10 protein-coding genes and 1 pseudogene are annotated in these 13,322 nt (G+C 69.8%); 6 read left to right on the forward strand and 5 right to left on the reverse strand.

Annotated features, from left to right (window positions below; translation table 11 throughout):
- The first annotated feature begins 26 nt into the window (after nucleotides 1-26).
- Together OG559_RS22610 and OG559_RS22615 are read left to right on the forward strand one after the other, a co-directional pair.
- A complete protein-coding gene (locus OG559_RS22610; RefSeq protein WP_405106683.1) occupies nucleotides 27-1,664 on the forward strand; it encodes a class I adenylate-forming enzyme family protein in 1,638 nt (545 codons plus the stop codon).
- 30 nt (nucleotides 1,665-1,694) lie between these two features.
- Nucleotides 1,695-2,915, forward strand: coding sequence for a cytochrome P450 (locus tag OG559_RS22615; protein WP_405106685.1), 1,221 nt, complete (start codon nucleotides 1,695-1,697; stop codon nucleotides 2,913-2,915).
- A gap of 49 nt (nucleotides 2,916-2,964) precedes the next feature.
- Here the strand turns inward: OG559_RS22615 and OG559_RS22620 are convergent, their stop codons facing one another.
- The 5 genes and pseudogenes from OG559_RS22620 to OG559_RS22640 form a co-directional block, all read right to left on the reverse strand.
- A complete protein-coding gene (locus tag OG559_RS22620) occupies nucleotides 2,965-4,251 on the reverse strand; it encodes a phthiocerol/phthiodiolone dimycocerosyl transferase family protein (protein WP_405106686.1) in 1,287 nt (428 codons plus the stop codon).
- A gap of 22 nt (nucleotides 4,252-4,273) precedes the next feature.
- Complete coding sequence (locus tag OG559_RS22625; RefSeq protein WP_405106687.1) at nucleotides 4,274-5,071, reverse strand: arylamine N-acetyltransferase; 798 nt, start codon at nucleotides 5,069-5,071, stop codon at nucleotides 4,274-4,276.
- Nucleotides 5,072-5,154: 83 nt separating this feature from the next.
- Nucleotides 5,155-6,099, reverse strand: coding sequence for a phytanoyl-CoA dioxygenase family protein (locus tag OG559_RS22630; protein ID WP_405106688.1), 945 nt, complete (start codon nucleotides 6,097-6,099; stop codon nucleotides 5,155-5,157).
- A 303-nt stretch (nucleotides 6,100-6,402) separates the two neighbouring features.
- On the reverse strand, nucleotides 6,403-7,392 hold the full coding sequence (locus OG559_RS22635) for a class I SAM-dependent methyltransferase (protein WP_405106690.1): 990 nt from the start codon (nucleotides 7,390-7,392) through the stop codon (nucleotides 6,403-6,405).
- A gap of 88 nt (nucleotides 7,393-7,480) precedes the next feature.
- Nucleotides 7,481-7,678: pseudogene (locus OG559_RS22640) on the reverse strand (IS630 family transposase); the annotation flags it as partial.
- A gap of 436 nt (nucleotides 7,679-8,114) precedes the next feature.
- On the opposite strand from OG559_RS22640, the gene OG559_RS22645 reads away from it, so the two are divergent.
- From OG559_RS22645 to OG559_RS22660, 4 genes are all read left to right on the forward strand, one after another.
- Entirely contained in the window at nucleotides 8,115-9,236 is a 1,122-nt protein-coding gene (locus OG559_RS22645) for a DegT/DnrJ/EryC1/StrS family aminotransferase (RefSeq protein ID WP_405106692.1), read from the forward strand.
- Between the two features lie 29 nt (nucleotides 9,237-9,265).
- A complete protein-coding gene (locus OG559_RS22650; protein ID WP_405106694.1) occupies nucleotides 9,266-10,501 on the forward strand; it encodes a methyltransferase domain-containing protein in 1,236 nt (411 codons plus the stop codon).
- A 15-nt stretch (nucleotides 10,502-10,516) separates the two neighbouring features.
- Nucleotides 10,517-11,839, forward strand: coding sequence for an acyl-CoA dehydrogenase family protein (locus OG559_RS22655; RefSeq protein ID WP_405106696.1), 1,323 nt, complete (start codon nucleotides 10,517-10,519; stop codon nucleotides 11,837-11,839).
- 105 nt (nucleotides 11,840-11,944) lie between these two features.
- The gene (locus OG559_RS22660) at nucleotides 11,945-13,321 is read left to right on the forward strand and encodes an NDP-hexose 2,3-dehydratase family protein (RefSeq protein ID WP_405106698.1); all 1,377 of its coding nucleotides are present in this window, start codon (nucleotides 11,945-11,947) and stop codon (nucleotides 13,319-13,321) included.
- The last annotated feature ends 1 nt before the right edge of the window (nucleotide 13,322 follow it).

A 13,322-nucleotide genomic window follows, 5' to 3' on the forward strand; every position in this document is an offset into this window, starting at 1 on the left:
CGTCAGGCACAGAAGGGGAGGGTCTCGTGAACCGCACCTCTACCCGGTACACCGACCACGTTTCCGCCGACCAGCGCCGGGCCTGGGCCGCCGCGGGCCACTACCCGGGCCAGGACTTGTACTCCCTGTTCCGGGGCCACGTCCAGCGCACGCCTCAGGCGCCGGCCGTGCTGGACGCCGAGGGGACGGTCAGCTACGGCGAACTGGACGGGACAGCCCGGCGCCTGGCCGCGGGGCTGGCACAGCTCGGCATCGGCCCCGGCGACGTCGTGGCGGTCCAGTTGCCCAACGCCCGTCTCGCGTGTGCCGTCGACCTCGCCGTCGCGGCGGTGGGCGCCATCGCGCTGCCGTTCCCGCTCGGCCGGGGCGACCGCGACGCGGCGAGCCTGTTGCGCCGCTCCGAGGCGGTCGCGGTGATTACCGTCGCCGATCACCACGGCTATCCCTGCGCCGAGCGCATCCGGAAACACGCTGACGCCCTGCCGATGCTGCGTGCCGTCATCGTCGCCGGGGACGGCGCCGCCGAGACGCCGGGCTGCGTGCCGCTCGAGTCCCTGTTCGCCGCCACCGCGGACGAGTTCGTGCCGCGGGAGTTCGACCCCGACGGGCCGGCGCGGATCCTGGTTACCTCCGGGTCCGAGGCGGAACCGAAGATGGTCCTGTATTCGCACAACGCGCTGACCGGCGGGCGGGGTGCCATGATGGCCGGCCTGCATCGAGGGTCTCCGGCCACGATGCGTAACTTGTTCCTCGTCCCGCTGGCGTCGGCCTTCGGCTCCAGCGGAACGCCGGTCACCCTCGCGACCCTGGGCGGGACCCTCGTGTTGAGGCCGACCTTCGACGCTGCCGCGACGCTGCGGACCATCGCCGACACCCGGCCCACCCACCTGCTGGGCGTGCCGACGATGCTGCGCATGCTGCTGGACTGCCCGGAGATCCAGGACGCCGACCTCAGCGCCCTGCAAGCCGCCGTACTCGGTGGGTCCGCGCTCGACCCGGACACCGCGCGGCGCGCCGAGGAGCTCCTGGGCTGCACAGTCGTCTCGCTGTACGGCTCGGCCGACGGGGTCTCGTGCAACAGCGGTCTCGGCCGTTACGACGGTACGGTCGGCCGTCCCGACCCCGCCGTCGCGGACATTCGCATCGTCGGCCCGGACGGGCTCGAGCTGCCGGCCGGAGCGACCGGCGAGGTCGTCGCACGCGGCCCGATGTCGCCGATGAGCTACATCAATTCCCCCGAGCTGGACCGCACGCTGCGCACCCCGGACGGGTGGACCCGCACCGGAGACCTCGGGTTGATCGACGACCAGGGCCGGCTCCGGATCGTCGGACGCCGCAAGGACGTGGTCATCCGCGGCGGCCTCAACATCAGCCCGGCGGAGGTCGAGTCGGTGCTGATCACGCATCCCGCGATCCGCGACGTCGCCTGCGTAGCGGTGCCGGACCCGCTGTACGGCGAACGCGTCTGCGCCTGCGTCGCCACCTCGGCCGAGCTGAGTCTGGCCGAGGTCACCGCCCACCTCGCCGCGGCCGGGATGGAGCCACGGAAGTTCCCGGAACGTCTGTTGCTGTTGGCCGCTCTGCCGCTGAGCGCCGCGGGGAAGGTGGACCGGCAAGCGCTTCGGGTGCAGGCCGCAGACCAGGGATCCGACGCGACCCGGTGAAACCCGGTCCAGAACAGAGGATGTCACCGCATGACTGAGGGAATTCCGGAACCGATCTCGTACCTCCAGCACTGGGATCGCACCGAACCGTTCGATCCGCCGGCGGTGCTCGGTGAGCTGGTCCGGACGCGGCCACTGACCCGGATGGTGTATCCCGACGGTCACATCGGCTGGCTGGCCACCAGCCACGACCTCGCCCGTGAGGTGCTCAGCAACCAGGCGTTCAGCCACCGGTTCCACACCACCCACGCCCCCGTGACGAAGAAGGGCGAGATATTCCCGTCCGTGCCCATCGTGCCGGGCGGGTTCATCCACATGGATCCGCCGGAGCACACCCGCTACCGGAACCTGCTCAGCAGCGAGTTCAGTGCCCGCGCCACGAGGGCGTACGCCCCGCGGGTGGCCGAGCTGGCCACCGCGCAGCTCGCCCAGGTGCGGGAGCACGGCTCGCCGGTCGACCTCCTGCCGACCTACGTCCGGCCGCTCTCGCTGCGGGTGTTGTGCGAGGTGCTGGGGGTGCCGTTCGCCGGCAGCCCGGTTCTGTCCGCCCTGAGCGACAGCGCCACCGACAACGAGGTCAGCCTCGATGCGGAACGGGAGGCCGGGACACAGGCGTACCACTACCTTCTGGACCTCGTGGGCAAGGCACGGGTCGAGCCGGGCGCGAACGTCATCGGGCGGCTGGCCGCCGAGCCCGGGCTGACCGACCGCGAGATCACCAACATGCTGCTGATCGTCTTCGCGGCGGGCTTCGCCAGTTGCGAGGGCGCGCTCGCGTCGTCGTTGCTGGCGCTGCTGCATCATGGCGACCAGCTCGACACGCTGCGTTCGGCCGCCCGGATCGGCGGCGCGAGCGGCATCGAGGGAATGGTCGAGGAGCTACTGCGGTACACGTCGGTCAACCAGTTCCAGATCTTCCGGACCGCGTTGTCGGATGTGAAGCTCGGCGGGGAGCTGATCCGCGAGGGGGAGACGGTGACGGTCGCCCTGCCGGCGGCCAACCGTGATCCGGCCAAGTTCGGTTGTCCCGACCGGTTTGACCTGAGCCAGGACGCGTCCGCTCACCTGGCCTTCGGGTACGGCGTACACGCCTGCGTCGGGCAGCGGCTGGCCCGGCTCGTCCTGGCCGAGGCGCTGACCTCGCTGGTGCTCGGCCTGCCCGGACTCGCCTTGGACGTGCCGCTGGAGCAGGTTCCGGTGCGTCTGAAGACCCCGGTGCTGAGCGTACTGCGCCTGCCGGTTCGTTTCTGATCCCGACCTGTTCGCGGGCGGCCGGATGCCATCCGGCCGCCCGCATGCTTCATCGCCGCGAACGCGGCGCCCGGTCGGCGCATGCCAGCAGCGAGTTGCGGATGTGGTCGTGGATCGAGTCCATCTGCTCGGTCGTGAAGCACTGCGTGCTGTACGGCATCTCGATGCTGAACCGGCCGTAGATCGTCGCCGGCGACGCGAGCAACGGGCCCGCACCGCGCTCCGGGTCCCACCGGCTGGACAGCGGAAACTTGGTCATGTCGACGATCTCCAGTCCCTTCGGGGACGGCGGCCCGTCGATTCGTCCGACGTTGGTGAGCACCAGGCTGGTCGGCCAGAGCTGAGGGTGGGGGAGCAGCCGGTCCAGTGCCTGCATCTCCATCGGCGCGTCACCCCGCTCGATGCCGGCGCGCAACTCGGTGGTGAAACGGTGGCCGAGCTTGACCAGATCGACGCCGGCGGGCACCTCGAGCAGATCGCGATACCAGGAGACCATCGGCACCATCGCCTCGTGGCTGAGGCCCGGCGCAACCTGGTCGCGAAGGTCCACCGTGCAGAAACTCGACAGCCGATGACCGTTCAGCTCCTCGGGCAGGCCGGCGCGTACGGCCGCCAGCAATGCCGCGGCGACCAGCCCGTTCACCGACACCCCGGCGTCCTTGGCGAAGGCCAGCAGACCGGTGGTCTCCGATTCGGTCAGCCGGAGCCGGCGCGAGGTCATCAGGCTCTCCGCCGGCACCGCCGGGGTGGACCCGGCCGCCCGGAACGGCAGAGACGCCACCGGCGCGCCCTCGGCCCGCTTGAGCCGCTCCTGGACGTAGGCGTCCAGCTCGGCCTCGCTGCGCGGCGGCAGCCAGTCGTCGAGCGGCGCCGGCCACTCCTGCGGCCGCGGCTCCGGCGCCGAGTAGCTGCCGGATTGAATGTCGATGTAGCGCTGCCAGATCCGGCGGCAGAACGCGGTCGCGCTGCGGCCGTCGCAGATCGCATGGTCGACGCCGAACATCACGATGTCCTCGTCGGCGCCGGTCAGCAGGACGGCACGCGCGAGCGGGCCACCGAGGTGCAATGGCTTGTTGTACTCCTGAAGCTGCGCACCGGGCCCGTTGCGCCGGACGTGTAGGCGCGGCAGCTCGCTCGGCTCGAGCAGGCTGAGGTAGTAGTCGTCGCCGTCCTTCTCCAGCCGGCTGCGCAGACCCGGCGCCTCCGCGAGGACAGCGGTGAACGCCGCGTCCAGGAGTTGCGCGTCGACGCCGCCGCGCACCACGCAGATCTGCAGCGCCTGCGTCCTGATCTCGCTGACGTACATCCGTTCCGACCGGGCAATTCGTCGGCGCATGCCTTCCTCCTCGTTGTCGGGATCAGCCGACTTCGCCGGCCAGAATCGCGCTGCGGTGCGCATGCCAGTCACCGTCGTCGGTGACGGTGCGGGTCTTCTCGATGCCGGCCCGGACGGTCAGATAACGACGGCCCTTCAACACCACCTGGCCGTCGGGGACCGCTCGGCTGTAGAGCTCGGCGCCGTCGCCGCCGGCCGCGAGCGCGGCGTTGATCGCCTTTTCCGCCGGCGCCCAGTCCGACCGGTCGCGGACTTTCGCGGTGAACGCGTAGACCGTGCTCCACTGGCCGAGCCGGGGGCGGCGCTGCAGCGACACACCGTCCCCGCCATGGGTGAGCCGGTACCGGCAGCCGTACTGCCGTTGATCGCCGGCGGCGCCGTCGAGGCGCAGGGGCTCGACGAAGGACGGTCCGGCGTACCCGATGTCGACCAGCCAGGACCCGCCGTCCACACGGGCCAGGATGAGCATGTGCTCGACCTCGACACCGTAGGACCGGCGGCCCTCCGCCGTCGTGCCGGCGATCAGGTCGGCATCGAACCCGAGGTCGCGCAGCAGCCGCAGGAACAACCGGGTCATCTGGACGCAGCCGCCGCCGTGGCCCGCCGCGATCACCGAGTCGAACGTCGCGTCCTCGTCGAAGTCGACCAGATCGACCAGCCGTCCGCTCGGCGCCGGCACGGCCAGCGAGCCCGCGCTGTTGAACGGAATGCTCTCCATGTGCCGCTTGTGCAGTGCGACGAGGGTCGCCAGATCCGCGGCCGGCTGGCTGGTGGCGGAGTCGTAGCCCAACCGCCGCAGGTACGTGTCGATGTCGTACATCGTCTGTCTCTCTCCGGGCATCCCTCACGCCGACAGCCGGCAGGCCGGAAAGCCTGCCGGCTGTCGAATCCGACCGTAAACCGCTATTCGACGTTGTCGTCGAACGAAGACACCAACGGCCGCAGCGGAGTGAAGTCGTGCCAGGGGTTCTGGAGGATCTGACGCCACGTCGCGTCGTGCCCGCGGACCTTGAGCCGGAAGTAGACCGTGCGCCGGACGGAGTCGGACGTGTTGCTGCCGACGTTGTGGCCGACCATGTAGTGCTTCAGCAGCATGTCTCCCGCGCGGGCGCGGATCTGCTCCCGCTCGGGAAGCTTGATGTCCGGGTAGGAGGTGAAGGCGTCGGGCCCGTGCTCACGGAAGTACTTTGCGTGAGCGCGGTGCGTTCCCGGCCAGGCGTAGAGGTTCCCGGAATCGTCGCCGTCCTGGTCGGTGAGGAAGAAACCGGCGAGCATGGTGAAGGTCCGCGGGGGTTCATCGGCCTTCCGGCGCATTCCGCCGTCGATGTGCGGCATTCCCCGGTCGTCGACGTAGGGCGGAAAGGTCATGGCGATCTGCGTCTGCCACGGATATTCCATGGCACCGTCACCGGTGAGTTCTTCGGCGAGCTCGAAGGCCTGGGTGTCCCGCAGAAGCGCCGCGAGGTCCGGCTCCTCCTCCCACTTCGGGAACATGAAGTGCGGTCCGGCGTGCCCCTCCTCGGGCGGATGCGCGCGCAGCTGCTTGTCCACCGCCGCGTTGGCCGCGGCCAGGATGTCCGGAGGCACGACGTCCGGGATCACGATGTAGCCGCGTTCGGCGAACTCCAGCAGCTGTTCACGAGTCAGCTTCCGCTGCACACTCAACGTCCGCGAGTCGATGCTGCTCGGCATGGCTTCGGTGGGTGCGGCGGGCGCTGCGCGCCTAGCCGATTCCAGGATCGCCCGTTCGATCGCCGTCGTGGCGGAAGCGCCACCGCGGGTCAGGGCGGCAAGTGCCTGCTTGATCCGGTCGTCAACGCGAATGGTGATCGTGTCGTCTTCAGCCACGAACCTGCCACCCTTCCTGTCGCAGTCGATGTTCAGGACGTGCTGCCGATGCTAGGTCGGATGTGGAGGGATCCCTATCCCTCGGTCTGACAGCACCTGGCCGCGGGACTCCCGCCAGCCGGAAATCACAGCTCCCGCAGGCATTCGGAACCGAGTCAATCTCTTTGGTCTCTGGTGGGAATTCGGTCGTGTCGTGGGCGTTCACGCGACCCCGCAGATATGACACGGCGTCGTTCTTTCCGGTGTCGGGGCGTAGAAGTAGTCGAACGGGGTGAAGGCGCTCATTGTTTCGGCCTGCGGGCCTCAGGTGCGGCTGATCGTGGCGAGCCAGGCGGGTACCCCGTCGGCATATATGTTGTTCTCCAGCGTTGCGGGTTCGATCGAGTCGACCCGCCAGCCCGTGGCGAAGGTGGCCCGGATTTCGTCCTGGCTCACTCGTCGTGGTCCGTTGCCGGGTGGGAGTCGGTCGCTGAAGCAGAGGAGGAACAATCGTGCGTCCGGGGGCATGACGGTGGCCAGGTTGTCGGCGTAGCGGATCCGTTCGGGGTCGCTGAAGACGTGGAACAGGCCGCTGTCGAGGACTGTGTCGAACTGCTCGCCTGGCTTGCCGAGTTCGAAGGCGTTCCCGACCAGGAAGCGCGCTTGCAGGCCGCGCTCGCGGGCTTTGCGCCGCGCGGTCTCGATCGCTGTCGGCGCTGGGTCGATGCCGAGGGTCGGCAGGCCGAGCGCGGCCGCCATGAGGGCGTGCTCGCCGGTGCCGCAGCCGATTTCGAGGACCCGGCCGCGAAAGGCGCCTGCCTCGGCGAGGTGGCGCATGGCCGGTTGCGGGAGGCCGGCGTCCCAGGGCGGCGTCTCGGCGGTGTACCAGTCGAAGAGTTCCGGCGATAAGGCCCCGGCCAGCCGGCGTGCCAGTTTCTCCAGCGTCCCGACCAGTTCCTTGGCCTGGCAGGGGTCCTGGATCCCGGCCGCTGCGGCGAGCCGCTCGTCGATGCGCGCGGCGACGTTGTGTCGGGGGATCGGCCGGACCACGGTCCGTCCGGGGGCGTTCGGGTCGGCGGCGGTGGTCACGGCGTCGAGGTTGCTCAGGGTGGTGACGGACGCCTCCACGTGGCTGGCTGGGAAGCCGGTGCGGTCGACGATCTCGGTGATCGAGGTGTCCGGGTGTTCGAACACGTCGGTCATGACGAGGCGCACGCCGGGGGACAGCCGCTGCAAACCGGTGGGGTCCGGGATGGCGTCCTCGCCGATCTGCATCAGCTTGCGCGCGAGGTCGTACAGCTCGAAGCCGTCCATGTCGGAAGCGTGATCGACGCGGGGCGGGGCACGCCATCCCACAGATTGACAGTGCGCTCGGCGGTTCACCCGCGACGGCTGGACGACTGGCGTCGCGGGTCTGAGGTCTTTGGACGGGGGTGGCTTTGGTCAGGATCTGATCGGCGGTCGTGGTCCAGCTGAACGGCTCGCAGCGTTGGTTGTAGGCGTCGATGAACGTGCGGATCGCGTAGACGAGGTCCGGGACGCTGGTGAAGGTTCCGCGGCGGATGGCCTGGCGGGTGTTGATGCCGAAGAAGATCTCGACCGACCCTGCACCAACTTGTCAGGCGAATTTCCGGCGCAGGGCATTAGCAGCGTGAGGGATGCCAGGGCCCCGCGGTTTGGATCTACCGTGTCCGGTGAGCATCGCGCTACCGCGCCGCTTGAAAGAAGTGAGCTTTCATGGGTGTGACCCAGTCCGAACGGACACTGTCCAATCTTCTCGCCTATCTCGACGGGTTGTGGGCGCGTGGAGAGGCGCATTTTGACGAGAAGATCCAGGCGTGGCGCGTGCTATTTCCCAATCGGATTGTTCTACCTGTCGGGTACGGAGTTCCGGATGTTGAAAAACGGTATGACATTTTGAGTACTCGGTCCGCTGGAGATCACAGTGGAGGGCGCCTCCGACGTGTCCATGGAGGCCAAGGTCCGCTGGACACTCGCACAGTCGGTGCAACGCTCGCCCACGAGGGAGGGCAACGGTGACGATCCGGGTTTGGGACTACCTGCCGGAGTACCACGACGAACGCGAGGAGGTGCTCGCCGCGGTCGCGAAGGTGTTCGAGTCCGGCCAGCTGATACTGGGTCCGAGCGTGGCCGGGTTCGAGGCGGAGTTCGCGGCGTACCACGGCGTCACCCACTGCGCCGGCGTGGACAACGGCACCAACGCGATCAAGCTGGGGTTGCAGGCGCTCGGCGTGGGCCCGGGCGACGAGGTGATCACGGTCGCCAACACCGCCGCGCCGACCGTGGTGGCCATCGACGGGACGGGCGCCAAGCCGGTCTTCGTGGATGTGCGCGAGGACGACTTCCTCATGGACACCGACCAGGTTGCGGCCGCGATCGGCCCGCGTACCCGGGCGCTGGTCCCCGTGCACCTCTACGGCCAGTGCGTCGACATGGCCCCGCTACGCCGGTTGGCCGCCCGGCACGGCCTGGCCGTCCTGGAGGACTGCGCCCAGGCGCACGGCGCGCGCCACCACGGCCAGCTGGCCGGCGCGATGGGCGACGCCGCCGCGTTCTCGTTCTACCCCACGAAGGTTCTCGGCGCATACGGCGACGGCGGCGCCGTGATCACCGGCGACGAGCACACCGACCAGAACCTCCGGCGCCTGCGCTACTACGGCATGGAGGACCGCTACTACGTGGAGCGGACTCCCGGGCACAACAGCCGCCTCGACGAGGTACAGGCCGAGATCCTGCGGGGCAAGCTGCGCCGGCTCGACGCGTACATCTCGGGGCGCCGCGTGGTCGCGCAGCGCTACACCGAGGCGCTGGGCGACCTCGCCGAGCCGGGCGGGCTCGTGCTGCCGACGGTGTCGCCCGGGAATGAGCACGTGTACTACCTGTACGCGGTTCGGCACCCGAGGCGGGACGACATCATCGAGCGGCTGCGCGCGTACGACATCGCGCTGAACATCAGCTACCCCTGGCCGGTGCACACGATGGCCGGATTCGCGCACCTCGGATACGCCAAGGGCTCGCTGCCGGTCACCGAGAAACTGGCCGGCGAGGTGTTCTCGCTGCCGATGTACCCGTCGCTGCCGCTCGACCGGCAGCAGGCGGTGATCCGGGCCCTTCGCGAGGTGCTGGCCGGTTTCTGAGACAACCCATCTGGTACGGAGGGATCACCATGCCGGGAGAACTGGCGACCGCCACCTGCAGAGTGTGCGACGGGAATGTCCATGAGTTCCTCGACCTCGGCCGTCAGCCGCTGTCCGACGCGTTCCGAGAGCCGGACAGTGATGCCACGGAGTTCTTCTTCCGGCTCGCCGTCGGGCAATGCGAGTCGTGCACGATGGTGCAGCTCACCGAGTCGGTGCCGCGGGAGCGAATGTTCCACGAGGATTACCCGTACCACTCGTCCGGGTCGGCGGTGATGCGTGAGCACTTCGCGAGCGTCGCACGACGGTTCCTCGCCACCGAGCTGGCCGTGCCGGACCCGTTCATCGTCGAGATGGGCTGCAACGACGGCGTCATGCTGAGCACGATCCAACAGGCCGGCGTACGCCATCTGGGCTTCGAACCCTCCGGGCGGGTGGCCGAGGTGGCCCGCGCCGCGGGCGTCCGGGTACGCACCGCGTTCTTCGAGGACTCGACGGCGGCGCAGGTCCGTGAGGCGGAAGGGCCGGCCCAGGTCATCTTCGCGGCGAACACCATGTGTCACATCCCGTACCCGGCCTCGATCTTCCGCGGCGTGGACGCGCTGCTGGCGCCGGACGGCGTGTTCGTGTTCGAGGACCCGTACCTCGGTGACCTGGTGGCGAAGACGTCCTTCGACCAGATCTACGACGAGCACTTCTTCCTGTTCAGCGCGCACTCGGTGCGGGCCATGGCCGAGCACTACGGATTCGAGTTGGTCGACGTGGAACGGCTGCCGGTGCACGGCGGCGAGATCCGGTACACGCTCGCCCGGGCCGGGAGGCGCACGCCCAGCGCCGCCGTCGCCGCCCTGCTCGCCGAGGAGGACGCCCGCGGGCTGTCCGGCATGGCGACCCTGCGTGGCTTCGCCGCCAGCGTGATGCGCGTGCGCGACGACCTGGTGGAACTGCTGCGACGGCTGCGCACCGACGGATCCCGCGTGGTCGCCTACGGCGCCACGGCGAAAAGCGCCACAGTCACCAACTTCTGCGATATCGGGCCCGAGCTCGTCTCCTACGTGTGTGACAGTACGCCCGCCAAGCAGCACCGGCTGACGCCCGGCAAGCACATCCCGGTACGCCCGCCGACCGCGTTCCGCGATCCGTACCCGGACTACGCGCTGTTGTTCGCGTGGAACCACGCCGACGAAATCATGGCGAACGAAGAGGAATTCCGGCGCTCCGGCGGGCGATGGATCAGCTATGTGCCGAACGTCCGGGTGCTCTGAGGGATCGAGAGGGCTATGCAGGAACAGGACACCGCGTCACCGTCCCACGTCGGTGCCGCGTTGATGGAGACGGAACGGGACACGCCGCGGCCGGCGGTGCCACCCGGCGACCTGGCTACCGCGATCACCGCGCCAGGTCGAGAGCTGCTGACCATCCTGGCTCGGCACCTGCCCCGGATACGGGCCGCGGCGACGCCGAACGACCGGGACGGCACGTTCCCCGCCGAGACGTTCCGCGGCTTCGCGCGTGACGGCGTGCTGGGCGCGACCGTGCCCGCCGAGCTGGGCGGGATGGGTGTCAGCCGGCTCCACGACGTGGCGGTCGCGCTTCTGCGGGTCGCCGAGGCGGACGCCTCGACCGCGCTGGCCCTGCACGCCCAGTTCAGCCGGGGGATCACCCTGACGTACGAGTGGCGGCACGGCCCGCCGCCCACGCAGGAACTGGCCGAGCGGCTGCTGCGCGCGATGGCCCGCGGCGAGGCGGTGATATGCGGCGCGGTGAAGGACCACGGGCGAGAGGTCACCCAGCTGCGCCCCGACGGCGCCGGTGGTTGGCTGCTGTCCGGCCGCAAGACCCTGGTGACGATGGCGCCGATCGCGACGCACTTCGTCGTCTCCGCCCAGGCGCCGGTCGCCGGGGGACCAACGCTGCTGCACGCCCCTATCGTGGCCCGGGACACCCCGGGACTCTCCATCGTCGACGGATGGAGCGGCCTGGGCATGCGCGCGTCCGGCACGCTCGACGTGGCGTTCGACAACTGCCCGGTGCCCGCGGGCGACGTGCTGGCGCGTGGCAGCGTCGGCGCGCACAGCGACGCGGTCCTCGCCGGGCAGACGATCAGTTCCATCGCCATGCTCGGCATCTACGCCGGCGTCGCCCAGGCCGCCCGCGACCTCGCGGTGCAGACGGTCGCCCGGCGGTCGGCCGCACCGCCCGCGGCCTCGCGCACCCTGGTCGCCGAGATCGAGGCGCGGCTGTACGCGCTGCGGGCCACCGCGTCGGCCGCGCTCGTCAACGCCGACGAACTGTCCCCACGTCACGACATGGATCCGGATGAGCGCGGCCGGCGGATGATGACCCCGTTCCAGTGCGCCAAGCTCATGGTCAACCAACTGGCGGCCGCGGTGGTCGACGACTGCCTCACCGTGGTGGGCGGGGCCACGTACGTGGCGGAGCACCCGCTGGCCCGGCTGTATCGGGACGTGCGCGCCGGCCGGTTCATGCAGCCGTACACGTACGCCGACGGGGTCGACTACCTGAGCGCGCAGGTGCTGGGCCTGGAAAGGGACAACAACTACGTGAGCGTACGGGCCACCCGGCCGGCGGACGGCCGGTGACGGGCCGACGTATCGACTCGGCCGTGGCCCGGCTCGCCGTTTGACGGCCGGCGTCACCGCGCTTTGCGCAGTCCGGTGCCCGACCTCGTCTCGAAGGGATCCAGGATGGTGATCGCGACGCGGCTGGCGGAGCGGGATGACACCCGGCTGCCCGCACGGCTCGCGCGTTCCCGGCGGGCCGTCGCGACCGGCACGGGCATGCGGACCGAGGACTTCGACGTGTGGCTCGCCGGGCGCCGCCGGGCGCACCGCTTCACCGTCGAGCGGGTGCCGCTCGCGAACATCAAGGGCTGGTCGTTCGAACCGGACAGCGGCAACCTCGTGCACCGCAGCGGGCGGTTCTTCAGCGTTGAGGGGCTGCACGTCGTGATCGACGGTCGCGAGTGGCAGCAGCCGATCATCGTGCAGCCCGAGGTGGGTATCCTCGGCATCCTGGCCAAGGAGTTCGACGGCGTACTGCACTTTCTGATGCAGGCCAAGATGGAGCCGGGCAATCCTGGCCTGTTGCAGCTCTCGCCGACCGTGCAGGCCACGCACAGCAACTACACCGGCGTGCATCGGGGTGCCGGCGTGCGGTACGTCGAGTACTTCACCCGGCCTGGCCGGGGCCGGGTGCTCGCCGACGTGCTCCAGTCGGAGCACGGCTCCTGGTTCCTGTGCAAGTCCAACCGCAACATGATCATCGAGACCTTCGACGACGTTCCGCCGGACGACGACTTCTGCTGGCTCACTCTGGGGCAGATCGGCAAGCTGCTGCACCGCGACAACGTCGTGAACATGGACGCACGCAGCGTCCTTGCCTGCGCCCCGACGGCGCCCGCGGAGGCGGGCGCGGTGTGCTCCGACACGGATGTGCTGTCGTGGTTCACCAACGAGCGGGCCCGGCACGACGTGCGGGCCCGGCGCATCCCGCTCGCCGAGGTGAGCGACTGGGTGCGCACCGACGACAACATCCAGCACGTCGGGAACCGGTACTTCCGGGTCGGGGGAGTGTCCGTCGAGGCCGGGAACCGCGAGGTGACCTCGTGGATGCAGCCGCTGTTCGAGCCGGTCGGCGTGGGTCTCTGCGCGTTCCTGGTCCGCCGCTTCGGCGGGGTGCCGCACCTGCTGGTCCATGCCCGGGCCGAGGGGGGTCTCCTCGACACCGTCGAACTCGGACCGACGGTGCAGTGCACCCCGGAGAACTACGCCCACCTGCCGGAGCGGGAGCAGCCACCGTTCCTCGACCTGGTGCGCCGTGCCGGGGCGGACCGGATCCGATACGCCGCGGTGCACTCCGACGAGGGTGGCCGTTTCCTCAACGCCGTCAGCCGCTACCTGCTCCTGGAGGCCGGCGAGGCCGAGGCGGGCGCCGAGCCCCCGCCCGGGTTCGCCTGGGTTACCCCCGGCCAGCTGAATTCGCTGGCCCGGCATGGGCACTACCTCAACATTCAGGCGCGTGTGCTGCTCGCGATCCTCGGCTCGCTGAACGGGCTCCTGTAGG

This window comes from Micromonospora sp. NBC_01405 (assembly GCF_045040155.1).
In the GTDB taxonomy this organism is placed as follows: domain Bacteria; phylum Actinomycetota; class Actinomycetes; order Mycobacteriales; family Micromonosporaceae; genus Micromonospora.